Raw genomic sequence first — 25,327 nt, 5'->3', positions numbered from 1 at the left:
ACTCACCCTTACGACGCCATATTGCAGACGGACAGGTCAGCCGCGCCGGCTGGTGTGCTTTCGACTGTGAGCACCTCCGCCCACACCGCGGTCCCTCCGCATGCGTCGCCACGCACGCCCCACCTGACCGCCATCTCTTCGACAATCCGCAAGCCCCGCCCCCGAGGATCCGTCTCGGTCGGCTCACGCATCCGAGGAACCGTAGCCGAGCCGCCGTCGATTACATCGATCCGGGCCAGGTCGTCACCGATTGCCGTGATGTCCACTGCGACGAGCCCACCGGGCAAGCCCGAGATGGTATGGATTACAGCATTCCCGACCAACTCGCTGACCACTAGCTGAGCACCGCTCACGTCGAGATGCCCCGCCATCGTCAGGACGTGCCCGACACAATGCCGGGCTGTCGACACAGAACGCGAAACCCCAGGGAACACCAACTCGGCCAGGAACACTTCGCGCATCGCGCCACCTCCTCAGAATCATCCGGTCGCACACAGGTCATTCGCATCCACGCGTTGATCGAACGGCGTGGATTGCCTGGTTACATCCCGGTGTGACACAGCAGTCACGGCGTGTAATCGAAGCTTGACTCACTCAGACAGCTAATGCAAGCAGAACTGCAAATTTGCTACTCGATTCTCTTGCCTGCATGCGATGCACAGGTCTGCGACGTACGGAAGACTGGTGGGCCACACGCTGAGAGGAGGTTGACAATGGCTGGTGGGCGAGGTCCCACGCTCCGGCGCCGCAGGCTCGCAGCAGAGCTCCGCGTCTTGCGGGAACGTTCTGGACTCACGGGCGAGCAGGCTGGAGAACGGCTTGGGTGGTCCGTCAGCAAGGTCAGCCGCATCGAGACAGCGCAGGTTGGGGTACGGACCGGCGATCTTACGGCGCTTCTCGACCTCTACGGCGTATCGGGCTCCAGGCGCGACGCTCTCACGGATCTCGCGCGAACCGCTATGCAGCGCGGCTGGTGGGATACGTACGAGACGATCTCAACTGACTACGCGAACTACATCAGCCTGGAATCTGAGGCCACCGCCATCCGGTGCTTCTCTCAAACTCTCATCCACGGCCTCCTACAAACCGAGGACTATGCACGGGCGGTCATCAAGGCGGCCCTGGTCCCGTTCACGTCCGCTTCTGAGGTTGATCGTCGCGTCGAGATCCGTATGACGCGGCAGAGGATCCTCCATCTGGACAGCCCCCTCAGCATTTGGATGGTCCTGGATGAAGCCGCCCTTCATCGCCTGATCGGCGGTGCGGACATCATGAGAGCCCAGTGTGAGTCTCTGATCCAACTGTCGGAACTGCCCAACGTGACGATCCAGATCCTGGCCAGCTCCGTCGGCGCTCATCCCGGGGCCAACACCCCGTTCTCCATCCTGTCGTTTCCCGAGGTGTACGACCCTGACGTGGTCTACATCGAGAGCATGACGAGCAGCCTCTGGATTGAGGACGATAGGGAGGTTCACCGCTATAGCCTCGCCTTTGACCAAATGCGCGCAATGGCGCTTAGCCCACACGAATCGGTAGAGCTGATCTCAGAAGTGGTTGGCCGTCTATAGATGAAAGAGGATCTGCCAGACATGCACACGAGTCCAATCGATCCCACCACTCTCATCTGGCGGAAGAGTCGGCGGAGCGACGGCGGCAACGGCTGTGTAGAGGTCGCGCTTTCCGACGGCGCCCCAGCGGATGCACCCCACAAGGCCGATCGAGGGCCCTTGGTGCTCTTCCGCGACAGCGAGAACCCAACCGGGCCTGTCTTGGCTTTTACTCGTTCTGAACTTCAAGCATTCTTTGGTGGCGTCAAGGACGGAGAGTTTGACGATCTGACTTGAGCAGCTGAATCTGGCAGAACGCCCAGGCACCCCAGGTGGCCGCCGAGGAGACGGTTGAGAAGGCCGAGGCGTTCATGGCCAGGTCGAGGGCCGGTAGGGAGGGCGCTCCCCCGGCAATGTGCTCACGTACATAGTCAAGACCGTCAACAAGGGCCCGGGCGCAGCCACGTCCGTATCGCTGACCGACACGCCGCCCACCGGCGCGGCGCTCCCAGCCCCCTCAGGGCAGCCCGTATCTCCTCTTGATCGCTACCGCCTCTTCCTCGGTCACCTCGACCGGCGTGCGACCCAGCGCCGTCCGCAACTCGCCGACGATCCTCTCCCCCGACGCCCGCGCCTGAGACCGGAACTGGGCAAACTGGTCTCCGAACAGTTTCGCCGTCGGCCCCGTCCATACGGTTCCGCTCTGGAACTGCCGGAAGGGCGTCTCGATACCGCTGTCGATCTCCTCAACCATCGGGCCGACTATGCGCAGAGTGTTTCGCAGGGCCTCGTGTAGCGGATTGGACACCATCGCCGCCATTGTCAGTCCTTCTTCTTGCCGGGAGCGGTGGCGTCAGTGATCAGCTTGGGTGCGATCAGCTTCATCAACGCGATCACATCGGCCGCGTTGTTCCGCCCTTCGACACCCTTTGAGATCCCGATGAACAGCTGGGCCTTTCCTCTTACCAGCACCGCACCGGCCTGCGTCTTTTCGGTCCTTCCACCTTGCGTGTAGAACCCGATTCCGCCAGGGACGATCTCGGGCAGCGGCTTGTCACCGGCTGCGATCTGGTCCTTGACCCAGTCCTCTCCTCCCTTGGGTGTCAGGTCGATGTCGAGCAGTTTCTTCTTCTCCCCCGTCGGCTGGTAGATGTGGCATCCCCCCACGCCTACCCCATCGCCGAAGCTCAGGTCGAAGTCTCCGAGAGCGGACGGGTTACGCACACCCGTCATCAGCTCCACAGCGCGAAGGGGAATGTGGTCGCAGATGTAGGGCGGCGCGGCGACCGTCGGCAGCGGTGTCCTGTCAACGGGAGGCTTCTGAGGGCTTGTGCAACCGACCAGAACCAGAGCCATGCCGAGAGCGATGGTAATTTTCATCATTTGTGCTCGCTGAAGGCGCCCTCGTAGGTATCGTGCAGCTCCTTTTTCGTTCTCCTCCATATCGTGCCCTTGTGGTCGTCCTCCGCCCAATCCTCGTAGGCGTCGAAGTGTGGATGCTGGACAGCGTTCTCGGGTGTCATCTCACCCAGCGTCATCAGGGACCCGTCAGGTTTAAGGAAGCTCAAGGAGCGGCGATCGGCCTGGCCGAAGAGCCCGTGGTCGAACATGGCCTGGGCCACGAGCTGAGTCGCCAGAAACTCCGACCTGGCCTTCGCCATGTTGGCTTCGTACGTGGCCTTGTTCTTGTTGATCTCAGTCTTGGCACCGTCCTCGATCAAACCGGTCCAGGCGCCCACGACGCCGGCCGTGATGGGCCAGCCACCCTGTTGCGGAATCGCCAGCCCGGTGTTGACCACCGCCATAAGTGCCTTCGCCTTGCGCTCTTGGGCCTCATCCAATTTCTCGCCCTGGGCGATACTGGCGAGCCCGGTCGCATCGGTGATCATGCCGAACCCCGCTCCCGTCTCCTTCGCGGCGGCGATGAAGTGGTCGCGGTCACCGCTTGCGGCATTGTGGTCGAGCAGTCTTCTTGACCACACGGTTTGTGCTGCCATCAGCGTCGAGACGGTCTTGGGATCCTCGTCGAACGCCTCCTTCATGACCTCGCGTACGTCCTCGGTGCGGAACTGCGCACCCCAGGGCTCGTTCGGTGGCAAGTGTGCGCCGCTGGTACTGCGGACGTCGGCCGAGCTGAGTCCCGACCGCGCCGCAGCGTGGTCGACGTCAGGGATGTAGGCGGCGAGGATGAGCGCCGTCGTGCTGGCCGGGACGGCGGATTCGGCGCCCTTGAGGGCTCGTTCGGCCTGCAACTTGACGAACTCCGAGGCCAGTTGGGCGGACAGGAAACCGCGGGACGGATTCTGTTCTGTGCCGTCGTGGTCCCTGAAGACTGTGGTGGCTGCCTCCACGGCATTGCCCACCGCCTCCTTGCCGTTCGCCGTCCGGCGTTCGATCAAGAAGCGTTTGAGCGCAGTGGGATCTTTGGCGAAGAAGTCCTGAGCGGCCGCGGGATTGCGGGCCAGTGCCGTCATCATGTCCACGATCGGGTCCTGGTGAGGATCGCGGAAGGCCGTCCCGCCTTGAGCCGGGAGTTTGCCGTCGTGGGCATCGATGGCCCTGGCCACCTGCAGGAGAAAGGCCGAGTCGAACGAGCCATGTCTGATCGCCTTCGCAAGCGCCTGGTGATCCCGCCCTGTGAGGCCGGAGGTGAACTCCTTACGCCAGTTGGCGTCCAACCGAGGGCTGGCGGTGCCGAGGGCCTTGCTGAGCGCCACCTGCAGACGCTGGTGCGCCTTGTCACCATGCACCGTCTTGGCCATGACCTTCCGGTACGTGGTAGCGCCCAGTGCGTGCATGAGCATCGTGGCGAAGGCCGGATCTCCGATGCGTTTCTCCAACTCGGCAAGGGTCTTGTCGTCGATCTCGCCGGTTTTCGCGGTTTCGGCCAGCCGGGCTGCGGCGGCGTAGACGTCGGGGTTACTGGAGGCCCGGTTGTAGAGGGCCTCGTCGAAGGGGACCATGTCGGCGGTATCGGCACCCCACTTGGTAGTCAGCGACTGGATGGTCGCGTTGCGCTGGCGCAGTTCCGGGCGTTTGGAGCTGATCCAGTTGCCCATCTCGCGAAGAGCCGTCAGGGCGGAGGTGTCGAGCTGGAGCTGGCTCAGGGCCTGGCGGATGCGTGGCTCGTTGGCGCCGAGCGTGGTTTCGACCCTCCCGAGGGCGCGCTCGAAGCGGTCCATTTCCGAGGGCGTGATGCCGGAGTAGTTCCAGTTCGGAGGGTTGGGGGTCAGCGACGGTCTTGCTGGGTCCGGATCAACGGTCTTGGCTGGTGGCGGTGTGGGTTGGTCAGGGAGGCGGTCCGGCGTGGGTAACGGGGTGGGGGTTGGCTCGGCGAAGCCCCCGGTGGGCTGGTCGGTCTTGGCCAGCGGCGGCGGGGAGGGGAGGGGTCGGGTACTGGGTGACTCATAACGGGTCTCCAGCACGGAACGGCACGCGAATAGCCGCATTATCTCCGATCCCTGTACGCCTCGACGGGGGCTCATAACGCAATAGCATGGTCATTCCTGGCTTAGGCGATCTGCCGTCGCCAGGATGTACGGGAAACACGCTCCCCGGGTTCGCTCCCAGGAGTGATAGGTCTCAGCGCTTGGTCGTTCCCGATGTTTCCAGGTAGAGCGCCCTGTTTGCGTATGCGCACGTCAGAACGTTGGTGGCGGGACTGTAAACCGTTGGCCAGCACCAATCGACCGGAGCTGATCGTTTCGGTTAGATCTGATCTCCCGCGCTAATGCCGCGGCCTGCCTTAACAACGTCAAAGTCAGTCGCGACGCGTTTGATCTTCAGGCGTGTCGGAATTGTTAGGCCGGCTAACGAAGGTGCCCTTACCCAGGACCGAATAGAGCGTACCGTCGGCGAGCAGGGCGTTTAGCGCCTTGCGGGCGGTTCCCTTGGATACACCCAGCTCGTCCGCCAACCGAGGCTCGCCGGGGACAGGCATGCCAGGTTGGTACACCCCTTCGGCGATTCTGCGCCGGATCTCGTTTGCCACAGCCTGCCAGCGGAGCTCATCGGGCCTGAAGTCCATATAGGTAACGATAGGAACCCAAAGGCTCCCGTTCCTTCCTCGAGGTACCTAGGGGATCCCCTAGGCATGACTGGGTAGGTCGTCGTAGTCTCGGACTATGCAGGCAACGCCCAGCAGCGGCCGCACAGCCTTGACCACGTTCCCTAAGGACTGGACAACGAGCTGTGCCGTGCTGCCTTGGCGAAGGGATGAGCTTGAGCGCCAGGCAAGGCATCGAAAGCGAGAGCCAGCTGAGCAGCAACCGTCCTGAATGAGAACTACGGGCCCGCCCAGCGGGACAAGCGCTGAGACGGGCCCTTACAGATCGGACACGGGAGGTCCGACCCATGGGCAACTCAATCACAGACGTACGATTCACGCCGCTGCTGACCGCGGAGGTCCAGGCCGTCCTGGAGAGACACGGCTACCGGGTGCCATCCGAGGGCGATCATGTCCACGAGCTCGTCATGGCTCGCGTCGATATCGCTCTCAAGAACCTCGTCGAGGTCTTCGAAGGGAGGACCTGGTGACCTGGCGAGACGAGATCCCCGACTTCCACGGCCCGCACGTCGAGCCGCCCAAGCCGGGCCACGTCATCCTCCCCTGGTACGAACCGGCCAACCGAGCACAGCGCATCCGCGTGATCTCGCACACATGCGAATGCAAGGTAACGACGTACGAACTGTGCACCGCCGCCGGCCAGGGCTACGTCCGCCGTACAAACCGGGAGAAGGGCACCGTCCGTGAAACCGCCTGGACGCTGATCGCGACCGCCAGGCACACCTTCGATCAGATCCTCCAGGGCGAGGCGCGATGAGAAGGGAAATGACGACCTTCACCGTCACCATCGCCGGCACCGAGCGATTCGACGGCGAGGCGCCCTACACCTGGGTCGTGGAGGCGCCTGACGTGACCAGCGCCATGAACAAGGCCCTGGCCTACCACGCACTTTCGCAAGAGCAGCGATTGTGCGACCTGAAAATCGATCCTCTTCACACGTTCGAGGGCCTTCCCCCTGAGAACTGCGGATATCACTGGAACGACCTGCGCCATGCTGCCCTAGACGCAGACAGCGCTGATGGATGAGGTCGAGTGCTGAAACGCACCTTCACCCCGGCATGCTGAAGCCCGGCGCGACGGGTTTGCCCGTCGTACCGGGCATGTCAGACGGTTCGCAGTGCCTCGGTGGGTTGCATGCGGGCGGCGCGGATGGCGGGGAGCAGCCCGGCGATGGCGCCGATGGCGACGGCCGCGCCCAACCCGCCGGCCCAGGCCAGCGGGGGTACCACGGTGGCCCAGTTGTTGAGGTGGGTGTAGATGGTGGTGGCCAGGGCGCCGAGGGCCACGCCGGCGAGGCCGCCGAGCGCGGCCAGCAGGATCGCCTCCGACAGGAACTGCAGGCGGATGTCTGCTCTGGTCGCTCCGAGGGAGCGGCGTAGGCCGATCTCGGAGCGGCGTTCCAGGACCGAGATGACCATGGTGTTGGCGACGCCGATGCCGCCGACGAGCAGTGCCACCGCGCCTAGGCCCAGGAACAGGCCGTTGAGCGCGGATTGGGCGGCCGCGCGGGCGACCAGGGCGGAGGAGGGCTGGCTGACGGTGACCTCGCCGGGGTTGCGCGGGTTGGTGGTGGCGGCCAGCACCTTATGCACGTCGGTCACTTGTTCGGTGGTCGCTCGCACGTAGAGCGTGGTCGGATGGCCGTCGAAGTGCAGGTATTTTTCGGCGGCCGGATAGCCGACCAGTACCGCGGAGTCGATCTCCGGTGTCAGCTTCGCCGGGTTGAGGATTCCGGCGATGTAGAACCACTGCCCGCCGACCCAGATGCGTATCCCCTGGTGGATCTTCGCGATGCCGAGACGCCGGGCGGCGTCGGCGCCGAGGACGGCGACCGGTTGCCGGGCGGTGGCGGCGTTGAGGTAGGCGCCTTGAGCCAGGCTGGTGCGCACCGCGCCGGGCAGATCCAGGCTGGTCGCGTTGACGGTCAGCGAGTTGGTGTTGAAGGTGGGGATGTAGGGGTTGCGGAAGGCGTTGGCCTTGGTTTTGCCGGTGTGTTCGATCTGCTCGACCGGGCCGATCCTGGAGATCATTCCCGGCGCGTCGTTGGGCAGCTTCGCATGGTCGCCGCCCATGGTCTGGCCGGGGGTGACGGTGAGCAGGTTGGTGCCCAGCTTGTCGATCTCGGCCAGCAACCCGGCCTGGGAGGAGGCCGACAAGCCCAGCACGGCCACCATCGCGGCGACGCCGATGGCAATGCCGAGCGCCGACAGGGCCGCTCGCATCCGCCGGGTCCGCAGTCCCAGACTGGCCACCCGCGCCAGGTCGGCCAGATACATCATGACTCCCGCCTATCGGCGACGATATGCCCGTCCAGCACCTCGATGCGGCGGGGCAGCCTCGCGGCCAACTCCCGGTCGTGCGTGATCATGATGATGGTGGCGCCTTCGTCGTTGAGCTCCTTCAGCAGTGTGAAGATCGCGGCTCCGGAGACGCTGTCGAGGTTGCCGGTGGGCTCGTCGGCCAGCACGATCGCCGGGTTGCCGACCAGCGCCCGGGCGATCGCGACCCGCTGCCGCTCACCGCCCGACAACTGCGGGGGGCGGTGGTCCAGGCGATGCCCCAGCCCGACCCGCTCCAACGCCTCGGACGCTGCCTGCAGTCTGGCGCGATGTTTAACGCCCGTATACAGCATGCCGTCGGCCACGTTCTCCAAAGCAGTGGCGTGCTGGGCCAGGAAGAACTGCTGGAAGACGAATCCGATCCGCATCGCCCGCAGCTTGGCCAGGGCGCGGTCGGACATGCTCGCGACGTCGTCGCCGACGATGTGGACCGTGCCCGAGGTGGGCCGATCCAGGGTACCCATGACTTGCAGCAGCGTCGATTTGCCCGACCCGGACGGCCCCACGATGGCGACCAGTTCGCCGGCCTCGACGGTGAAGCTGGCCTCTTGCAGCGCCACGACCGGTGTCGCGCCAGGGTAGAACTTGGCCACCCTGTCCAGTTCCAGAACATTCGTCATGACGCCGGCACCACGATGCTCTGCCCTTCGGCCAGGCCGTCGCCGGTGACCTCGACCCTGCCCTCGCTGTCGTCGAACAGCCCCGTCGTCACACCCACCAGCCGATGCTCGCCACCGGTGCCCACGACCTCGACCGCGTAGCCGCCACCGGCCAGCGCGAGCAGCGAATTCACCGGCACGGACAGCACGTCCTCGGCGGTGCCGGTGACAATCGAGACCTGTACCGGCGCCTTGTCCAGGCTGCCGGTCTGCTTCGGCCTGGTCGGCCGGATCTTCACCTCGATGGTGGTCCCGTTGTCGGAGGTGGTGGCGACCTTGCCGACCTCGGAGACCACGCCCGGCACGGTCTTGCCGTCGGGCAGCGTGATGATCACCTTGTCGCCGACGGCCACCTGGCTCTGTTGGCCGGCATTCAACTCAACGGTGACCTGCCGGGCCGTCGACGAGGCCTGCAGCACCACGGTCCCGGCCGCCGTCAGCGCGCCGCTGACCGCATTCACCTTCAGCACCCGAATCGTCTTGGCCGGCACGAACACCGCCTGGCCGAGCGAAAGGTTCCCCGACTCTTCCAGCCCGACCTTGTCCTGCAGTTCCCGAAGCGCGTTGTAGGTGACCCCGCCGAAGTAGTCGGATTCAGGGTCGAGCTCATCCTTGGTGGCGTAGCCGAGCGCCACTAGCGCGGCGTTCAGCTGCCGGACGTCCACGCCGTCGGTGCCCCACGACAGCGATCGGTAGATGGGAACCGCACCGTAGAGCAGCATCACGGGCTTGCCGTCCACCCGGTAGAGCACTTTGCCCGCGGTAACGACCTGGCCCACGGCGGGCAGCTTGGTCACCGTGCCACCGGCCTTGTTGACGATCTGGTAGTTGCCCGCGTAGCCGAGCGTGCCGTTCTGCAGGGTACGGGCCGACAGCGTGCCCTTGGTCACCTGTGCCACGCCGGTCCTGGCTGCGCTCTGGGCGGTGGTGCTCGCAGCGGGAGCGGCGAACGGGTCGGCGCCCAGGAACCTGACACCAACGGCCACCAGCGCGCCGGCCGCCACCAGCGCGGCCACCCAGCGCATCGCACTCAACTGCCGCCGCCGGTCTTGTCGGGGGTCATGTTCCGGATGCTCTGCGGCTGGTATTGCTTGCAGGCTTCCTCGGCCTTCTTGAACTGCGGCGTGTTCGGGTCGTCGTTGAGTTTGAAACCGCCACCCGCGTCAGGGTCGGGGAACGACGGCACGCCGTTGTCACGCATGCACGCGGCGTACTTGAGCTTGTCCGCCGTGGACCACGTCGCGTTGGGGTCGGTCTGCGGGGGCGGGGCGGGCATGAACTCCGCGCAGGCCTCGGCGGCCTTCTTGAACGCCGGGGAGTTGAGGTCGATCCCCTCTCCCATGCCCTTGCCCGGCTCCGGGTCCTTGAAGTTCGGCACGCCGTTCTCTCGCACGCACTGGGCGAAGGCCACCGGATCGGCCTTGGAACCGCCCTGCGGGGCGGCGGCGGACGCCGAACCGGCCTGCGGCGCCATGGACGCCACAGTCCTGCCGGGTTCCTGGCTGTTCCCGCAGGCCGCGCCAGCCAGCGCGACGGCGGCCAGTGCGAGAGCCAGAGCGACGGCCCGCGCGGTGCTCCTGTGTGAGCGCTTCCGCCTGGCCACGCTCCGGCCGAGGGGGCTGTCCATGTCATTCTCCATGTCGATCTCCATCGTGTGCAGGTTGGAGGTGGCCCGGTCGCCAAGGCGGCACGTGTGGTGGCCGACCCGGCGACCGGGCGGGACCGCGTCGGCTATTTCCCGGGTACGGCAGTGCCGTCGCAGCCGCGGTCGATGCGGCCCGTGGTGAAGTACGACACGAGCTCGGTGGCGCAGTCCGGCACGCGCAGGACGGACCCGTGCACGTCGTCGGCGACGGTGAAGACGGTGCCGCCGATGGCGGCGTGCATCTGCTTGGTCCACTCATACAGCGAGACCGCTTCGTAGCGGTGTCCGGCCAGCACCAGTGACCCGCCGCCGCGCTGCACCTTGATCTTCTGCACCGGCAGCGGCCAGCCCGCGCACTGGGCGGAGAAGCTGCCGGCACGCCCTGTGACCGGGTTGCGCGCGAGTCGTCGCTGGTAGGTGGTCCAGGCGTCGGAGAAGCCGAGCCGGCTGGGGTCCTCGTTGCAGAAGACCGCCTGGCCGGCGGTCGCGTTGAACCGCTCCGGGGCGCCGGCAGCAGGGCGCTGCAGAGCACCCTGCCCGAGGAGTTTCTTCAGGGCAGGCGGCGCGGTGTCGCTCTCGTCCCGCATTTCCTTGAATGCCTGGGCGACCTGCGGCCAGTCCGGTGTGCTCTGGATGGCCAGCATGGCGACCGTGGCACCGTCGGCGACCATCTCCCAGTCGCTGTAATGCCTCGGGGTCTCGTCGTAGGCGCGGCCGAGCGCCAGTACCGCGGTCCGCACCCGCTTCGCAGTGGTGCCGAGGCCGTAGGTGTCGTTGCGCTCGGCGATCCAGGCCGCCATCCGCTCGAAGTGGCGCTCGGTGCCCGCGGCGTGGCCGTCCTCGAAGTCGTCGAGCCGGAAGTTCACCGGCGCCACGCTGTCCAGGAACATGCGTCCGACGCTGCCCGGGAACGTGCTGCGGTAGACCGCGCCCAGCCAGGTGCCCCAGGAGATGCCCAGGAAGCTGAGCTTGCGCTCGCCCAGCGCGATCCGCACCCGATCCAGGTCGCGGGCCGAGTTCAGGGTGGTGAGCTGACCGAGGAAGGCGGGATTCGAATCACCGCACGCCTTGTTCGCCGCGACTCCGCTGTCGTGGATGAGCTTGGCCGTCTCCTTGGTCAGCGGTCCCGGCTCGGGCGGCCCGCCTTTGCCCTGGGGGGACGGGCAGTCGACCTTGGTGCTGTAGCCGACCCCGCGGGGATCGAAGCCGATCAGGTCGTAGCGGTCGTTGAGTTTGGCGTTCGCCTGGCTCATCGAGGCGATCTGGAGCGGGAACAGGTATCCGGCGGCGCCTGGCCCGCCCGGGTTGAGCGCCAGGCTGCCCAGCCGGTGCTTGCGGTCGACGGCCCTGACCCGGGTGATCGCGATGGTGATCTGCCGTCCGCGTGGTTTGCGGTAGTCCAGCGGAACGCTGACGGTTCCGCACTCCATCCGGCCAAGCAGCGCACGGAATTTCCGCCGTTGCTCGTCCGTGACGGCGAGGGTACGGATCACGTCGTCGGAGTAGGCGGGACACGACCGCCACGTGACCGAGGCCAGGGCTTGCCCGCTCGCAGCCGCCGCGACGGGCGAGCCCGCGATCAGCCCGGTCAAGGTGACGGCACTCGCGGCTACGGCGACAACCGCGCGGCCGGTCAGAAATCCACGTTGAGTCATGCGGCCAACCTTGCTGGCAGCGGTCGTGCACACGCGTCCACCCTCAGCCACACGCGGGCATCTGTCGCCAGATGTATCCGGGCGCCGCCGGATCAGACTTGCGGCAGACGCGGGCGCATCGGTCCTGGCCATAAGCTCACAGGATTATGACGGCTCTTCGCGCGTGGTCACGCTCGCCGATGCTGCAGGACGCGGCGTCGGCCGCGGTGCTGCTCGCGATCTGCGTGCTGGTCAACGCCCCGAATGCGGTCGTGGGCAATACGGCGGGCACCCCCGTCGCGGGACAGGACGAGCAGCTCGCCCTGTGGTGGGCGGCGACGGCGCTCGCCGCCGCCGGCGTCGCGCTCCGCAGGCGCTGGCCGCTGCCAATGCTCGCCGTCTGCGTGCTCTCCGCCGCGGTGCACGTGGCGCAGGCCGCACCCCTCATGATCATCGACTTGAGCGTGCTGGTCCTGCTCTACACCGTGGCCACCCGCTATGCGCGGGTCGTCTCGCTCGCGGCCCTGACCTGCCTGTTACTTCTGGCCGCCGGATGGAGCCTGTACGGCGAGCGCCCGATACCTGGCCCATCCGATGTGCTCTCCACGGGCCCCGGCCCGGGCACCCCATCCGGCCCGAAGGAGGTCATGAGGGTCCATCGCCAGGCCTCGGCCGATGCCTGGAGTGGCCTGTCCGTATTTGGCTCGGTCTTGCTCACCTCCTGGGCCATCGGCTCCGGCGCCCGCAGCCGCCGCGCCTATCTCGACGAGCTCCACGCGCACGCCCAGGACCTCGAACGCGAGCGCGACCAGCAGGCCGCGCTCGCGGTGGCCGCTGAGCGCGCTCGAATCAGCCGGGAACTGCACGACGTCGTGGCTCACGGCCTGTCCCTCATGGTGATCCAGGCCCAAGGCGGCGCCGCCGCACTCGACAACAACCCGGCCGGCACCCGGACCGCGCTGGAAACGATCGTCACCACCGGCCGCGACTCCCTCGCCGACATGCGACGCGTGCTCGCCGCGGTCGGCGAGGTGGACGACGCCTGGCATCCACAGCCCGGCCTCGCGCATCTGCCCGCCCTACTCGTGCAGGTGAACAAAGCAGGCACGCCGGTACGGCTGCGCGTCGAGGGCTCACCCGTGACCCTGCCCGCGACCATGGATCTGTCGGCCTACCGCATCGTGCAGGAAGCCTTGACCAACACCATGAAACACGCTGGAACGGGCGTCGCGGCCAGCGTCGTCCTCACCTACCACGAGGCGGAGATCGGCATCGAGATCAGCGACAACGGCCGCGGCCGGACCGGGGACACGGGCACCGGTAACGTCGGCTCAGGTAACGGGCTGCGAGGTATGCGCGAGCGCGTCAAACTGCTCGGTGGCACGTTCGCCGCAGGCCCAGGGCCCAGAGGTGGGTTCGCCGTACGGGCAGCGCTCCCGATTCAGGGGCACACCACGTGATCCACGTACTGCTCGTCGACGACCAGGCCCTCGTCCGTACCGGCTTCCGCATGATCCTCGACAACGCCCACGACATGCAGGTCGTCGGCGAGGCAGGCGACGGTGCGCAGGCCGCGGAGATGGCCCTCGAACTCCAGCCCGACATCGTGCTCATGGACGTCCGGATGCCTGAGGTCGACGGCGTCGAGGCGACCCGCCGCATCTGCACCGGCACCGGCCAGGTTCGGGTGCTGATCCTGACGACCTTCGACCTCGACGAGTACGTCTACGCCGCCCTCCACGCCGGCGCCAGCGGATTCCTCCTCAAGGACACCCTCGCGCCCGACCTGCTCTCGGCCATCCGCGTGGTCGCACGCGGCGATGCGGTCGTTGCGCCCAGCGTGACCCGCCGACTCCTCGAACGATACGTCGGCATCGGCGCCGCCCAGGCCGTACCTGCCGCCGGGCTCGACGTCCTGACAGAACGCGAACGCGAGGTGCTGAGCCTCATCGCCCGCGGCCTGTCCAACACCGAGATCGCCGAGTGCCTCTTCCTGTCCGAGGGCACCGTCAAAACCCACGTCAGCCGCGTGCTGGCCAAACTCGGCTTGCGTGACCGTGTCCAGGCCGTGGTCTTCGCCTACGAGAGCGGCCTGGTACGCACCGGAGCCACCTAGGCAGTGTCGAGCAGTTCCCACCGGGGCACGACGGTCTGCCGCGCCCTCCTGATCGAGCTGGGCCGCCACACCGTGTTGCTCCTCCTGGTAACGCCAGCCGCGGTCGGACCAGACCCTGTCAGTGGGCTGGATGCCCTTCGGTGACAGCCAGCGCGACAATGGCCTGCTCTTCGGGCGGCCGAGACCCTCGTCGTCAAGACGGCCCTCCGCGTAGTCGCGAATGTCGTCGCCCTGCAGGCCAGAGGCTTGGGCCTCGCGGATGAGACGAATGGCCGCCTCTGCGGCCTGGCGCCAGTTCACCCTGATGATGCCAGCAGCACGGGCGCGGGGCCTGGCGGGGCAGGAGTCAGGGGGCGAGCCGGCGGAGGTGGCGCTCTATCCGTGGTTGATCGGATCGGTCGGCTCCGGCATGCGTCCATCCTCCCTTCAGCCTCGACGGCTGGCCCGCGCCCGGGCACCGCACCTCTAACCCCTGGCAAGGATAGACGGGATCGAGCGCGTGACCAGGCCATTGCTTCCCTTCCGACGGACGCCCGGAGGACCGTCGGCACACGGGAGCGCGGCGCACGGCCAGCCAGCGAGATGTCCATCTAGCGGGCGCGCTTCCTACCGCCAGACGAGGAGCCACAGGTCGTTGACGGCCTCCGCGCTATACCCGGGACACTAAGCCCTAGGGCCCATCGCGGTCCCTCGCCCTTCGTGAAGGAGCAGGATCATTCCTTGGGCGTACGTCGAGGAAGGGAACGGGGTCACAGCGATGGGGAGCCTTCTGTTAGCTCTGCTGGCATTCGCGATCAGCGGCACCGCGTTCTGGCAGGTTCGCCGCATGTCCGCCTCACATCGGCGTACGCGCGACTGGCCGACCATAACCGGACGCATCATCCATAAATCGATTACCGGAGAAGGCAGACGTTTCCGGGCTCTGGTGGCATATTCCTACACGGTCGACGGTGTCGAGCACACCAACGACAAGATCGGACGGATCGGCTTGTCCTACGGTCCGCAGAACTCGATCCAAGCGTTCGTCGACCGGCTGCCCGATCAGCCGCACGTTCACTACAATCCAGCCGACCCCATGGAGTCGTATCTGTTCGACCCGCCGAAGTGGCTGGCCTGGGTGGTGCCGACCATGGCACTGTTCGCGTTGTTCGTGGGCTTCGTCTGGCTGTCCGATGCGATCGGGTCGGCCTAACCCCCCGTCCCCGGCCAGCCCTCAGAAGCCGCGAGGCAGCAAGATCGCTACTCCCGGGATCGGCGCCGGCCAGCCGCCCCAGATGGCTGACCGGCGGCCAGGCTCCAGGTGGGCACGGCGAGCAGGCCGAGGACGGCGAGCGCGCCCTGCAAGCTCACTCCGAGGGCCAGATCGCCGCGGGCGTGGTAGGCAGTGAATCCCTCTGCGGTGAGCGCGGTGCCGATGGTGAGCATCGTCGCCACCAGCAGCACGACCAGGCCAAGCGTCACCACGGGTGAACCGTCCACCGCTACACGCCCGCCCGAAGGCGGCGCGCGCCCAGGCGGCTCTTCAGTTTGCCGACCAGGTAGCGGGCGTCGCGGCCCACCCCGCGCAGGCTGTTGGAGGCGGGGGTGCGCTGCCATTCCAACCCGAGGAAGCCCAGTCCCGGATGGGTGGTGGACAACCCCCGGTCATGGCGCGGATAGCCGCTGTCATCCAGGGCGCCGAGCCCGTCCAGGTAGTCCAGGTGCGGCCGGTATCCCGTGGCCAGCAGCACCACATCGACGGGTTCGCGGCTGCCGTCGGCCCACACCACCGCGCCGCCGTCGAAACGGCTGAACATCGGGCGCCGATCGAAGCGGCCGTCCCGCAGCGCCTGCCGGTAGATGCCCTCGTCCAGGACCGGGCCGGCGGGCGGGGTGCTGACCAGCCGGGCGGGCAGCCGGTCGAAGCCGGTGACGTTGAACCAGAAGTGCACATCCTTGCCCAGCGGGCGCTGGTCGAGGAAGCGGACCGGCTCCCGGCTGGCCAACGTCACCGTGGCGACCTCGGCCAGCTCGTAGGCGATCTGCACGGCGGAGTTACCGGCACCGACCACGATGATCCTCTTGCCCGCGTACGGCTCGGGGCTGGTGTAGGCGGCGGAGTGCAGGACCTGCCCAGTGAAGTCCGCCAGACCTTGCAACCGGGGCAGGATGGGGTTGGCAAACGAGCCGGTAGCGGCGATCGCACTCGGGGCACTCAGCGTGGTGCCGTCAGCGAGCCGTACCGTGAAGCCCTCCCCACCGGCCTGCCCATGGGCCTCCACGGCGACCACGCGGGCGCCGGTACGGATTTCCACGCCCAGGCGGCCGAGGTCGCGGGCGTAGCGGGCCAGGTAGGCCACGACCTCGTCGCGGTGCGGATAGCGGTCCGGATCACCCGGAAAGGCCATACCGGGCAGACAGCTGTAGCGGGCCGGGGAGAACAGGGTGAGGCTGTCGTAGTAGCGCGGCCACGAGCCGGTGGCCTGATCGGTTGCTTCCAGCAGCACAGGAGTCAGGCCGGCGTCCAGCACAGCTCGGGCGGCGGCCAGGCCTGACTGGCCGCCGCCGATGACGATGGTGTCCATGCGGCGCATCGTATCGTCAAATCTATAAATGACAATATGATGGAGTAGGATCATCCTATGGAGATGGCGAGCGACATCGAGTTGACCGACGCGGCGCGCGGCTTCCTCAAAGCCATGGCCAGCGATACCCGCCAGCAGATCCTCATGCTGTTCTCCGGTGGGATCGAGCTGACCGTCAACGAGGTGGCCGAGCGCATGTCGCTGGCGCAGTCGGCCGCCTCCACCCATCTGGCGACCCTGCGCGCCGGTGGCGTGCTGACCTCGCGGCGGGAGTGGAAGACGGTCTACTACCGCGCCGACCCCACCAGGATCGGCAGGGCGCTGAGCGATCTGCAGGCCAGCCTGCAGGCGTGCTGCCCGCCGGCTGACTGCGGGCCGAGCGGCGGCTGTGGCTGAGGTTCAGCAGGGGCAGGGTCCGCGGTTCTCGACGGAGCGGACCGCCTTGCGCGCGTCGAGCTCGACCTGGCAGCACGCGGTCAGGAGATCGCCCAGTTGCCTGCGCGCGCGTTGCACCCGCGACTTCATGCCGGGCACGGAGATGCGGGCCCGCTGAGCGGCCTCGGCCTGGGTCAGGCCCTCGTACTCGGTGAGGACGATCGCCTCGCGATACGGCTCCGGCAAGACCTCCTGAACGATGTCCTCGGCGTCGGCGGGCTGGTCGATGCGGTGGGCCACGAAGGCGACGAGGCGCTCGCGCATTTGCTGCCAGAGGGCGGCGGGGTCGGCCTGGGTCATGGGTGAGATTCCTGTCGGGTGGTTACTGGCAGCCGCAGCGGCTGGGTGCTTCGGCGGGCGCGGCGCTTTCGGTGGTGCCGCAGCACGCGGCCTTGGCTTCGGGGGCGCAGCAGGTTTCCTGTGCGGTGGGCGTGCAGCACGGGCTGGTCATCGGGTGCCTCCATGTCGGTTCGGACGATTCATTCGGGTAGACGCGGCCGGGCCGGCATGGATGCACCTCACAAGTTAGGTGCTCATCTAATTTGACATACCTCGAATCAATGGGGCAATCTATCAACTACTTCGACAAGCTTCTAAACAGGAGGTGCGTGATGCGCGCTCTGCTCCGCCGGTTCCGCTCCACCGCCGATGTCGCCGCGGACGTCACCTTCGACGAGGCCCGCGGTGAGGTCTGTGACGCCGGCTGCCACGCGAGCGCCTTGGTGGACCGCGCCCGCACCAATTCCCTGCTCTTCCGCTGAGACCCGACGAATTCACGAGAGGCAATCATGAGTGACGGATGCTGCGGCACCACCGCCGTCGAGATCGAGGAGATCGTGGCACGCGCCGCGCCCAGCGCGTTGCCGGTCGTGGTCATCGGCGCGGGCCCGGTCGGTCTGGCCGCCGCCGCGCACCTGGCCGAGCGCGGCCTGGAATTCCTGGTCTTGGAGGCCGGCGAGCAGGTTGCCGCCTCGGTCGCGCAGTGGGGGCACGTCCGGGTGTTCAGCCCGTGGAGGTTCAACATCGATGCCGCCGCCAAGCGCCTGTTGGAGGCCGACGGCTGGAGCGAGCCGGATCCTGAGTGGCTGCCCACCGGCGCCGAGCTGATCTCCGACTATCTCGCTCCGCTGGCCAAGCTGTTCGGGGACAAGGTACGGCTCAGCGCCAAGGTGACGGCGATCAGCCGCCTCGGCTATGACCGGGTCCGGACCAACGGCCGCGAAGACGTCCCGTTCCTGATCCGTCTCGACGGCGGCGAGGAGTTGCAGGCCCGCGCGATCATCGACGCCTCCGGCACCTACTTCACGCCGAACGTCTTGGGTGCCGGCGGCCTGCCCGCCTACGGCGAGGCGGAGGCGGGCGAGCTGGTCGACCATGCCCTGCCCGACGTGCTCGGCGCTGACCGTGAAACCTACGAGGGCAGGCACACGCTGGTCGTGGGCGCCGGTCACTCGGCCGCCACCACCCTGCTCGCCCTCGCACAGCTCGACGACACTCAGATCACCTGGGCGATCCGTGCGGGCAGCGCCAGCCGTACTTATGGCGGCGGCGCGGCCGATGCGCTGCCTGCCCGTGGCGCGCTCGGCACTCGCCTGCGCGCGCACGTGGATTCGGGCCGCATTCAGCTGCTGACCGGCTTCTTCGCCCACTCCGTCACCCGGCGCGGCGACCAGGTGAGCGTGGTCAGCCGTGACCCGTCCGGTGTCGAGCAGTCGGTCACGGTGGACCGCATCGTGGCGGCGACGGGCTACCGACCGGACCACTCGATCGCCTCCGAGCTGCGTCTGGACCTGGACCCGATCCTCGGCTCCACCCGGCAGCTGGCCCCGCTGATCGACCCCAACCAGCACTCCTGTGGCACCGTGCCCGCGCACGGCGTCGATGAGCTGGCCCACCCCGAACCGGGCTACTACGCCGTCGGCGTCAAGAGCTACGGCCGCGCCCCGACGTTCCTGATGGCCACCGGCTACGAACAGGTCCGCTCGGTCGTCGCGGCCATCGTCGGCGACTGGGAGGCGGCCCGCGACGTGCAGCTCGACCTGCCGGAGACCGGCGTGTGCTCCTCCAACCTCGCCGAAGCGCAGGAGCAGCGTGTCGGCCTGGCCACCGGTATCAGTGGTGGCCTGCTGGCCACTCCGTTGCCTCTGGCCACCGTCGGCGCCTCCAACGACGGCGGCGGCTGCTGCGGCTGAAAGCAGGGATCGACATGTCAGACGGATACCCCACCGCCGCCCAGAAGGAGGCCTTGCGCCTCATCTGTGACCACGGCCGGTTGCACACGCGAGAGCTGGGCCGCCATTTGGTCAGCGCCCGGCGATCCAGCACCAACCCGGGCTTCGCGCCGGCCATCGCCCGCATGGCCGGCACCCTGGCCTGGCGGCTGGAGGTCCAGGGCTTCATCGCCGAAACGGGAGACGAGTGGACGACGACCGCGGACGGCCGCCGCCTGATCTCGTGCTCCAGCGGGCCGGAGTGAGCTCCAGCACCGAGACCGCCGCCCCAGGAACCAGGGGCGGCGGTCGGCCGCGTTCCGGCCACGGCCGGCGGATCGTCGCCGCGCTGGCCGTCACCCAGACCATCGGGTACGGCGTGCTCTACTACGCCTTCTCCGTCTTCCTCGCGCCGATGGCCCGCGACCTGCACGCCACCAACGCCCAGATCGCCGCGGCGCTCACCCTGTCGATCCTGATCGCCGCGCTGTGCGCGCCACTGGTCGGCCGCCGGCTGGATGCCCGCGGCGGCCGTGGCCTCATGACCGCCGGATCGATTCTCGGCACGACAGCCGTGCTGGCCTGGTCACGAGTGGAGAGCCTGTGGCAGCTGTACGCGGTGTTCGCCGCGATGGGCATCGCCTGCGCCATGGTGCTGTATGAGTCGGCCTTCGCCGTCATCGTCAGCTGGTTCGACGGCCCTGCCCGGGAAGGCGGCCGGGCAGGCGCCCTGCTCGCGCTCACTGTCGTGGCCGGCTTCGCCTCCTCGATCTTCCTGCCGCTCACCGGGCTGCTGGTGGAGTGGTACGGCTGGCGCCAGGCCCTGGTCGTCCTGGCGCTGATCTACGGCCTGGCCGCGATTCCCCTGCACGCACTCGTCCTGCGCCGCCACACCCACGCCAAGCACCAGCCCGCCACCGCGGAAGAGCGGGCCGGCATCGTCAAGGCCGCCACCCGTCGGCAGCCGTTCTGGCTGCTGGTGCTCGCCTTCACCGCCAACGGCGGCGCGGCGGCGGTAATGGCGGTGCTGCTCATCACCTACCTCATCCACCTCGGGCACTCACCCGTTCTGGCCGCGACGCTGGCCGGACTCCTGGGGGTGCTGTCGGTGACCGGACGCCTGCTCACCACCGGCCTGCAACGCCGCCTGCCCGCCGCACTCATCGCCGCTGCGATCTTCGCCCTGCAGGGCGCCTCCGCCCTGCTACTGCCGCTGGTCGGGCACACGGTGCCGGGCGCCATCGGCTGCGTCCTGGGATTCGGGCTGGGCTTCGGCATCGCCTCCATCACCCTGCCGCACCTGCTGGTCGGCCGGTACGGCACCGCCGCTTACGCCTCGTTGTCCGGCCGCATCGCCGCCTTCTCCGTCGCTGACAAGGCCCTCGCTCCGCTGGGAGCGGTCGCGCTCGCCCAAGCGGTGGGCTACGTCTGGGTGATGGGCGCGGTCGCCGCCGCCTGCGTGATCGCCGCGTTCGCCTTGGTCGCCTACCATCGCGTATAATTTCGATAGATTTCGAAGTAAGGGGTGCCGGATGACCGCCGTCACGATCCAGTGCTGCGCGCCGATCGCGCGAGAGCCGCTGTCGGAGACCGACGCCGCCGAGGCGGCGGTCATGCTCAAGGCCGTCGCCGATCCGGTACGGCTGCGCCTGCTGTCGATGATCGGCTCCCACGCCGGAGGCGAGGCCTGCGTGTGCGACCTCACCGACGCCTTCGACCTGACGGCACCCACCATCTCGCACCACCTCAAGGTCCTGCGTACAGCGGGCTTGATCGACGGCGAGCGGCGCGGCACCTGGGTCTACTACCGGATCATCCCCGAAGCGGTGAACAAGCTGGGCGCCCTGTTCGCGCCGCTCACCGAGCCCGCGCCCAGCAGGCCCGGTGAGCTGGAGCTCACCCCCGTATGACCGACGCACCCCGCGCGGTCGATGTCCTGGTCATCGGCGGTGGCCAGGCGGGCTTAGCCGCCGGCTACTACCTGCGCCGCGCCAAGGCGGACTTCGTCATCCTCGACGCCCAGGGCGAGCCGGGCGGAGCATGGCGGTACGCCTGGCCCTCGCTGCGGCTGTTCTCGCCCGCCCAGTACAGCTCGCTGCCCGGCCGTATGATGCCCTCGCCTCCCGGCGGCGGCTACCCGAGCGCCGAGGACACCGTCTCCTACCTGACCGACTACGAGCAGCGCTATCAGCTCCCGATCATCCGTCCCACGACGGCGCATGCCGTACGGCGCGGCGACGGGCATCTCGTCGTGGAGACCGACAGGGACGTCTGGCAGGCAAAGGTCGTCATCAGCGCGACGGGAATCTGGTGGCGGCCCTATATCCCCTACTATCCGGGCATCGGCGACTTCCGCGGCCGACAGTTCCACACCGCCGGCTACCGAGGCCCGGAGACCTTCCGTGGTCAGCGAGTGGTCGTGGTGGGCGGCGGCAACTCCGCCGCCCAGATCCTCGCCGATCTTTCCACCGTCGCGCACACCACCTGGACCACCCGGCGCCCGCCCCGCCTGCTGCCTGACGAGGTTGACGGCCGCGCCTTGTTCGACCTGGCCACCCGCCGTCACAGAGCAACCAAGACCGGTGAAGCCGAACCCGGCATCGGTGACCGGGGCGACATCGTCGCCGTCCCACCCGTACGTGAGGCTCGCGACCGGGGAGCGCTCAAGGCCGAACCGATGTTCGCCCGCCTCACACCCACAGGGGTCGCCTGGAGCGACGGCACCACGCTGGATGCCGACGCCATCATCTGGTGCACCGGCTTTCGCCCTGGCCTGGGCCATCTGGCGCCGCTGCGGCTGCGCGGCCATGACGGGCTCATCGCGACCGAAGGCACCCGAGCCGTAGGCGAGCCACGTCTGCACCTGCTCGGCTACGGCGACTGGACCGGCCCCGCCTCGGCCACCCTCATCGGCGCCAGCCGCACGGCACGAGAGGCGATCGTCACGATCATCGAGCAGCTGCGAACCACTCGGGAACGCTTGTCCGTGCTGCTGGACATCATCTGACCGACCTCTGGCCGCCGACGGCGGCCCGAGCCTGGGCGAGTTCGGCGTGGCTGGCCAGCGTGTCGGGGTGGTCGGCGCCCACGACGAGATATCCGGCGAAGCCGAGCGCCTGGGCCAGGTTTGCCACCTGCAGTACCGGCTTGGCGCCGTACCGGTCGACCAGTCCTCCGACCAGAGGGCCCGCCGGGAGCGCCAGCAGCCCGGCCGTCGTCAGTGCCGCGCCCACCTGCACCAGCGTCAGCGGCGTCGTGGCCAGGAAATACAGCATCGAAACGGGGACCGAACGCGCCCGCGCACAAGCCGACGCGCAACGGTAACCCGTTCGCCGATTGGTGCACCGCCGACACCCCGGCAGGGCCGCTTCTCCCGGTCCAAACGGCCAGTCCACCGGCCTCCAGGCGCTTCACGGCGTCGTCGATTCTCGCTGAGCCCCAGGACCCAGGCCTTCAACGGCGAGTCTCTCGACGACGCCAAACCTGGCGCGCCGTTGACACCTTGCGTTTTAAGGTTGCTCGATGCAATCCCGGCTGACTACCGAGCTCACGAATTGCTGCGTCGACATCCGATCGCGCTGGGCAGCATGGTCATCCGCCACGTCAACGCCTCCGTCGAGGCGGCGCGTGCCGGTTACAGGAGCGCCGCCGTCGATCTGAAGGATCATCTGCTGCCGCACGTTCTGTCACAGGTTTTCCGCTGTTGATGCGAATCTCCTTGCCGCTATTCGTGGGGCATGGGACTACCTCGGCCCCACCCGGCAGGCCCGGCGGCTGGGCGGGGCGGGAACTTTCGGATGCGGTGCCTCTCACCACTGCGTCCATTAGGTCTGTGTCGGACGTGCAGGCGGCTCGATCACAACGCGTTCGCTCGGCGGGCGTAGGCGGGGGCGTGTTCGGGGCGAGGGCCGAAAGCGATCAGTTTGGAGGGGATGCGGCGGAAGGCCGGGAAGCGGCGGGCGATGAACACGAGCGGCTTGGGCGGGCCGACCCGCTTGCCGGCGAAGGCGGGGGCGAACATGACGCGGTGCAGCAGCAGTTGGAAGCGCTGGACCAGGACGGTCGGCCGCCAGCGGCGCTTTTGCACCTTGGCCAGGTCAGCGGTCGTCAGGGTGCCGTTCTGGAGGGGCTCGGCCAGGAGGGTGGCGGCGGCCACGGCGTCCTGGATGGCCAGGTTGATGCCCATGCCGCCGGCGGGTGACATGGCGTGCGCGGCGTCGCCGATGAGGAGCAGGCCGTCAATGTGCCAGCGGGGGAGGCGATTGAGCTTGACGTCGAGCAGGTGCAGGTCATCCATGCTGCGGATGTGCTCGACGCGGTCGGCGTACTGGGGCAGCAGTTGGGCGATCTTCTGGCGGAAGCGCTCGACGCCTTCGGCGCGCAGCCGGGGGTCGGCGCCCTTTCTGGTGAAGTAGGCGATCTGGTAGAAGTCCTCCCGGGTGAAGCTGAGCGCGATCTGGTCGCCTTTGAACTCGCCGACGAGCCTGGCGATCTGGTCCTGCTCGTCGGCGTGTCGCGGCAGCCGGAACCACCAGGTGTCGAAGGGGACGGGGTACTCCTTCGGGGAAAGGCCCGCCTCCTGGCGCAGGGTGGAGTGGCGGCCGTCGCAGGCCACGGTGAGCTCGGCGCGGATCTCGCCTTCCTCGCCGTCACGGGTGCGGTAGCGCACGCCGGCCACCTTGCCATTCTCCTTGATCAAACCGGTGGCGGCGGTGTTCATCCGCAGCGTGAACGACGGTTCCTTGGCGGCTTCGCCAGCCAGGAAGTCGAGCAGGTCCCACTGGGGGATCATCGCGACGTAGTTGTAGGGCGCGGGCAGCGCGGCGAACTCGCTCAGCTGCACCCGGCCGCCGTCGGGCAGTGGCGCTTCCAGGTCTCCCAGCCGGCTCTGCGGCAGCGCCCGGAACTTCTCGCCCAGACCCAGCTCATCCATGAGCTGCACGGTGGAGGCGTGCACGGTGTCACCGCGGAAGTCGCGCAGGAAGTCGCCGTGCTTTTCCAGCACTGTCACCTGGATACCGCCTCGGGCCAGCAGCAGGCCGAGCACCATGCCGGCAGGGCCGCCTCCACTGATCACCACAGTCGTCTTTTCGGTCATGATTCGGGCCTTTCTCCAGGAGATCGGGTGACCTCGTTGCAGAGACCATATTTGAGACCGTGCCAGATGTCTAGTAGCCTTAAGTTTCATGACGATGGACATGTTGCAAGACCTGGTAGAGGCGGCCGTACGGGCGGCCAGACAACGCGGCCAGGACGTCGCCGAGGTGCCACTGACCGCTATCGCCGCAGCCGCGGGCGTCTCCCGTAGCACCCTGCTGCGGCGACTGAACGGTTCGCGCGCCACCCTCGATGAGGCCGTGCGCGCAGCGGGCATCGACCCTGGCGGCCGACTGCCGGTGCGGGAGCGCGCCATCGAGGCCGCAGGCCGCCTGATCGGCGAACGTGGACTCGGCGCGCTCACCCTGGACGCGGTCGCCGCCGCGGCCGACTGCTCCCTGCCCACCCTGCACACGGTGTTCCAGGGCCGAGACGGCCTGCTGGCCGCGGTCTTCGACCGCTATAGCCCCGTGCTGGACGTGGAGGCGCTGGCCGCGGACCCGCCCGAGCACATCGAGGAGACCATCCGCGGCATCTACCGAGCGTTGATCGCCACGTTCGGCCAGGAGCCACGGGTCATGCCGGCGCTGTTCGCCGATGTCCTCGCCCGCCCCGCCGGCCCGGCCCGGCAGATCCTCGAACAAGCGACACCGCGCATGCTGCAGGGCGTCGGCACGCTGCTGTCCCGCGAGATAGCGGAGGGTCGACTACGCGATCTTCCCATCGCCCTGCTCATTCAGATGATGATCGGGCCGCTGGTCCTGCACATGCTGCTCCGCCCTGTCCTGGAGGCATCTATCGGCCCGGACCTGCCGCCGATCGAGGAATCCGCCGCCGTGTTCGCCGCCGCCTTCCTCCGCGCCGTCACGCAATGAACCGTCTCCCCCGGATTCGGCGCATGCCGCGGCCGCAACCTGTTTGACAGCCTTGCGTTTAAGGTTGCTCTCTCGAGGTTGATCACGATTGGGTGGCGGAGCGGCACGCCGGTGTGACACGAGGACGCCATCGTCGATCT

32 protein-coding genes and 1 pseudogene are annotated in these 25,327 nt (G+C 67.8%); 18 read left to right on the top strand and 15 right to left on the bottom strand.

Annotated elements, in window-relative coordinates; translation table 11 throughout:
- Positions 1-8: 8 nt before the first annotated feature.
- Positions 9-461, bottom strand: a complete 453-nt coding sequence (locus OHA25_RS13495; RefSeq protein WP_327587895.1) for an ATP-binding protein — start codon at positions 459-461, stop codon at positions 9-11.
- Positions 462-713: 252 nt separating this feature from the next.
- Here OHA25_RS13495 and OHA25_RS13490 point away from each other — a divergent pair, with 252 nt between their 5' ends.
- From OHA25_RS13490 to OHA25_RS61285, 3 genes and pseudogenes are all read left to right on the top strand, one after another.
- Complete coding sequence (locus OHA25_RS13490; protein ID WP_327587894.1) at positions 714-1,568, top strand: helix-turn-helix domain-containing protein; 855 nt, start codon at positions 714-716, stop codon at positions 1,566-1,568.
- The gene (locus OHA25_RS13485) at positions 1,569-1,844 is read left to right on the top strand and encodes a DUF397 domain-containing protein (protein WP_327587893.1); all 276 of its coding nucleotides are present in this window, start codon (positions 1,569-1,571) and stop codon (positions 1,842-1,844) included.
- Positions 1,845-1,962: 118 nt separating this feature from the next.
- A pseudogene (locus tag OHA25_RS61285) lies at positions 1,963-2,046 on the top strand (hypothetical protein); the annotation flags it as partial.
- Positions 2,047-2,064: 18 nt separating this feature from the next.
- Here the strand turns inward: OHA25_RS61285 and OHA25_RS13480 are convergent.
- The 4 genes from OHA25_RS13480 to OHA25_RS13465 all read right to left on the bottom strand — a co-directional run bounded on the left by OHA25_RS13480 (position 2,065) and on the right by OHA25_RS13465 (position 5,574).
- The gene (locus OHA25_RS13480; RefSeq protein WP_327587892.1) at positions 2,065-2,301 is read right to left on the bottom strand and encodes a hypothetical protein; all 237 of its coding nucleotides are present in this window, start codon (positions 2,299-2,301) and stop codon (positions 2,065-2,067) included.
- A 68-nt stretch (positions 2,302-2,369) separates the two neighbouring features.
- A complete protein-coding gene (locus tag OHA25_RS13475) occupies positions 2,370-2,930 on the bottom strand; it encodes a hypothetical protein (protein WP_327587891.1) in 561 nt (186 codons plus the stop codon).
- On the bottom strand, positions 2,927-4,729 hold the full coding sequence (locus tag OHA25_RS13470; RefSeq protein WP_327587890.1) for a hypothetical protein: 1,803 nt from the start codon (positions 4,727-4,729) through the stop codon (positions 2,927-2,929). Before OHA25_RS13470 ends, OHA25_RS13475 begins: the two co-directional genes overlap by 4 nt.
- Positions 4,730-5,307: 578 nt before the next feature.
- A complete protein-coding gene (locus OHA25_RS13465; protein WP_327587889.1) occupies positions 5,308-5,574 on the bottom strand; it encodes a GntR family transcriptional regulator in 267 nt (88 codons plus the stop codon).
- A 326-nt stretch (positions 5,575-5,900) separates the two neighbouring features.
- On the opposite strand from OHA25_RS13465, the gene OHA25_RS13460 reads away from it, so the two are divergent.
- Genes OHA25_RS13460 through OHA25_RS13450 form a run of 3 tightly spaced genes read left to right on the top strand, consistent with a single transcriptional unit; the run spans position 5,901 to position 6,639 of the window.
- The gene (locus OHA25_RS13460; RefSeq protein WP_305919489.1) at positions 5,901-6,083 is read left to right on the top strand and encodes a hypothetical protein; all 183 of its coding nucleotides are present in this window, start codon (positions 5,901-5,903) and stop codon (positions 6,081-6,083) included.
- Positions 6,080-6,370, top strand: a complete 291-nt coding sequence (locus OHA25_RS13455) for a hypothetical protein (RefSeq protein ID WP_327587888.1) — start codon at positions 6,080-6,082, stop codon at positions 6,368-6,370. The genes OHA25_RS13460 and OHA25_RS13455 overlap by 4 nt, the downstream gene beginning before the upstream one ends.
- An 8-nt stretch (positions 6,371-6,378) precedes the next feature.
- A complete protein-coding gene (locus OHA25_RS13450; protein ID WP_327587887.1) occupies positions 6,379-6,639 on the top strand; it encodes a hypothetical protein in 261 nt (86 codons plus the stop codon).
- Between the two features lie 77 nt (positions 6,640-6,716).
- Here OHA25_RS13450 and OHA25_RS13445 read toward each other — a convergent pair whose 3' ends face one another.
- The 5 genes from OHA25_RS13445 to OHA25_RS13425 all read right to left on the bottom strand — a co-directional run bounded on the left by OHA25_RS13445 (position 6,717) and on the right by OHA25_RS13425 (position 11,911).
- The gene (locus tag OHA25_RS13445; RefSeq protein WP_327587886.1) at positions 6,717-7,892 is read right to left on the bottom strand and encodes an ABC transporter permease; all 1,176 of its coding nucleotides are present in this window, start codon (positions 7,890-7,892) and stop codon (positions 6,717-6,719) included.
- Complete coding sequence (locus OHA25_RS13440; protein WP_327587885.1) at positions 7,889-8,572, bottom strand: ABC transporter ATP-binding protein; 684 nt, start codon at positions 8,570-8,572, stop codon at positions 7,889-7,891. The genes OHA25_RS13445 and OHA25_RS13440 overlap by 4 nt, the downstream gene beginning before the upstream one ends.
- A complete protein-coding gene (locus tag OHA25_RS13435) occupies positions 8,569-9,636 on the bottom strand; it encodes a peptidoglycan-binding protein (protein WP_327587884.1) in 1,068 nt (355 codons plus the stop codon). Before OHA25_RS13435 ends, OHA25_RS13440 begins: the two co-directional genes overlap by 4 nt.
- 5 nt (positions 9,637-9,641) lie before the next feature.
- The gene (locus tag OHA25_RS13430; RefSeq protein ID WP_327587883.1) at positions 9,642-10,250 is read right to left on the bottom strand and encodes a hypothetical protein; all 609 of its coding nucleotides are present in this window, start codon (positions 10,248-10,250) and stop codon (positions 9,642-9,644) included.
- 92 nt (positions 10,251-10,342) lie between these two features.
- Complete coding sequence (locus OHA25_RS13425; RefSeq protein WP_327587882.1) at positions 10,343-11,911, bottom strand: alpha/beta fold hydrolase; 1,569 nt, start codon at positions 11,909-11,911, stop codon at positions 10,343-10,345.
- 146 nt (positions 11,912-12,057) lie between these two features.
- Here OHA25_RS13425 and OHA25_RS13420 point away from each other — a divergent pair, with 146 nt between their 5' ends.
- The 3 genes from OHA25_RS13420 to OHA25_RS13410 all read left to right on the top strand — a co-directional run bounded on the left by OHA25_RS13420 (position 12,058) and on the right by OHA25_RS13410 (position 15,198).
- Complete coding sequence (locus OHA25_RS13420; protein ID WP_327587881.1) at positions 12,058-13,350, top strand: sensor histidine kinase; 1,293 nt, start codon at positions 12,058-12,060, stop codon at positions 13,348-13,350.
- On the top strand, positions 13,347-14,006 hold the full coding sequence (locus OHA25_RS13415) for a response regulator transcription factor (protein ID WP_327587880.1): 660 nt from the start codon (positions 13,347-13,349) through the stop codon (positions 14,004-14,006). Before OHA25_RS13420 ends, OHA25_RS13415 begins: the two co-directional genes overlap by 4 nt.
- A 757-nt stretch (positions 14,007-14,763) precedes the next feature.
- A complete protein-coding gene (locus tag OHA25_RS13410; protein ID WP_327587879.1) occupies positions 14,764-15,198 on the top strand; it encodes a DUF3592 domain-containing protein in 435 nt (144 codons plus the stop codon).
- Positions 15,199-15,245: 47 nt separating this feature from the next.
- Here the strand turns inward: OHA25_RS13410 and OHA25_RS13405 are convergent, their stop codons facing one another.
- The gene (locus OHA25_RS13405) at positions 15,246-15,470 is read right to left on the bottom strand and encodes a hypothetical protein (protein ID WP_327587878.1); all 225 of its coding nucleotides are present in this window, start codon (positions 15,468-15,470) and stop codon (positions 15,246-15,248) included.
- A 17-nt stretch (positions 15,471-15,487) separates the two neighbouring features.
- Positions 15,488-16,570, bottom strand: a complete 1,083-nt coding sequence (locus OHA25_RS13400) for a flavin-containing monooxygenase (protein WP_327587877.1) — start codon at positions 16,568-16,570, stop codon at positions 15,488-15,490.
- Positions 16,571-16,627: 57 nt separating this feature from the next.
- On the opposite strand from OHA25_RS13400, the gene OHA25_RS13395 reads away from it, so the two are divergent.
- A complete protein-coding gene (locus OHA25_RS13395) occupies positions 16,628-16,966 on the top strand; it encodes an ArsR/SmtB family transcription factor (protein ID WP_327587876.1) in 339 nt (112 codons plus the stop codon).
- Between the two features lie 3 nt (positions 16,967-16,969).
- On the opposite strand, the gene OHA25_RS13390 is transcribed toward OHA25_RS13395, so the two are convergent.
- Complete coding sequence (locus OHA25_RS13390) at positions 16,970-17,305, bottom strand: sigma factor-like helix-turn-helix DNA-binding protein (RefSeq protein ID WP_327587875.1); 336 nt, start codon at positions 17,303-17,305, stop codon at positions 16,970-16,972.
- A gap of 311 nt (positions 17,306-17,616) precedes the next feature.
- On the opposite strand from OHA25_RS13390, the gene OHA25_RS13385 reads away from it, so the two are divergent.
- Genes OHA25_RS13385 through OHA25_RS13360 form a run of 6 tightly spaced genes read left to right on the top strand, consistent with a single transcriptional unit; the run spans position 17,617 to position 22,222 of the window.
- A complete protein-coding gene (locus OHA25_RS13385; RefSeq protein ID WP_327587874.1) occupies positions 17,617-17,766 on the top strand; it encodes a hypothetical protein in 150 nt (49 codons plus the stop codon).
- Between the two features lie 27 nt (positions 17,767-17,793).
- A complete protein-coding gene (locus tag OHA25_RS13380; protein ID WP_327587873.1) occupies positions 17,794-19,197 on the top strand; it encodes an FAD-dependent oxidoreductase in 1,404 nt (467 codons plus the stop codon).
- Positions 19,198-19,211: 14 nt separating this feature from the next.
- Positions 19,212-19,481 carry a hypothetical protein gene (locus OHA25_RS13375; protein ID WP_327587872.1) on the top strand — a complete coding sequence of 90 codons (270 nt, stop codon included), beginning with the start codon at positions 19,212-19,214 and terminating at the stop codon, positions 19,479-19,481.
- Entirely contained in the window at positions 19,424-20,716 is a 1,293-nt protein-coding gene (locus OHA25_RS13370) for an MFS transporter (RefSeq protein ID WP_327587871.1), read from the top strand. The genes OHA25_RS13375 and OHA25_RS13370 overlap by 58 nt, the downstream gene beginning before the upstream one ends.
- 31 nt (positions 20,717-20,747) lie before the next feature.
- Positions 20,748-21,125, top strand: coding sequence for a metalloregulator ArsR/SmtB family transcription factor (locus OHA25_RS13365; protein WP_327587870.1), 378 nt, complete (start codon positions 20,748-20,750; stop codon positions 21,123-21,125).
- On the top strand, positions 21,122-22,222 hold the full coding sequence (locus OHA25_RS13360) for an ArsO family NAD(P)H-dependent flavin-containing monooxygenase (RefSeq protein ID WP_327587869.1): 1,101 nt from the start codon (positions 21,122-21,124) through the stop codon (positions 22,220-22,222). Before OHA25_RS13365 ends, OHA25_RS13360 begins: the two co-directional genes overlap by 4 nt.
- On the opposite strand, the gene OHA25_RS13355 is transcribed toward OHA25_RS13360, so the two are convergent.
- A complete protein-coding gene (locus tag OHA25_RS13355; RefSeq protein ID WP_327587868.1) occupies positions 22,215-22,490 on the bottom strand; it encodes a hypothetical protein in 276 nt (91 codons plus the stop codon). The two genes, OHA25_RS13360 and OHA25_RS13355, sit on opposite strands and share 8 nt — an antisense overlap.
- 240 nt (positions 22,491-22,730) lie before the next feature.
- Between OHA25_RS13355 and OHA25_RS13350 the strand changes: the two genes are divergently transcribed.
- Entirely contained in the window at positions 22,731-22,922 is a 192-nt protein-coding gene (locus OHA25_RS13350; RefSeq protein WP_327587867.1) for a hypothetical protein, read from the top strand.
- 149 nt (positions 22,923-23,071) lie between these two features.
- On the opposite strand, the gene OHA25_RS13345 is transcribed toward OHA25_RS13350, so the two are convergent.
- Positions 23,072-24,313, bottom strand: a complete 1,242-nt coding sequence (locus tag OHA25_RS13345) for an FAD-dependent oxidoreductase (protein WP_327587866.1) — start codon at positions 24,311-24,313, stop codon at positions 23,072-23,074.
- Between the two features lie 88 nt (positions 24,314-24,401).
- On the opposite strand from OHA25_RS13345, the gene OHA25_RS13340 reads away from it, so the two are divergent.
- Positions 24,402-25,187 carry a TetR/AcrR family transcriptional regulator gene (locus OHA25_RS13340; protein WP_327587865.1) on the top strand — a complete coding sequence of 262 codons (786 nt, stop codon included), beginning with the start codon at positions 24,402-24,404 and terminating at the stop codon, positions 25,185-25,187.
- The last annotated feature ends 140 nt before the right edge of the window (positions 25,188-25,327 follow it).

The sequence above is a fragment of the Nonomuraea sp. NBC_00507 genome, from assembly GCF_036013525.1.
Classification (GTDB): Bacteria; Actinomycetota; Actinomycetes; order Streptosporangiales; family Streptosporangiaceae; genus Nonomuraea.
This window is presented reverse-complemented; position numbering and strand designations above follow the sequence as displayed.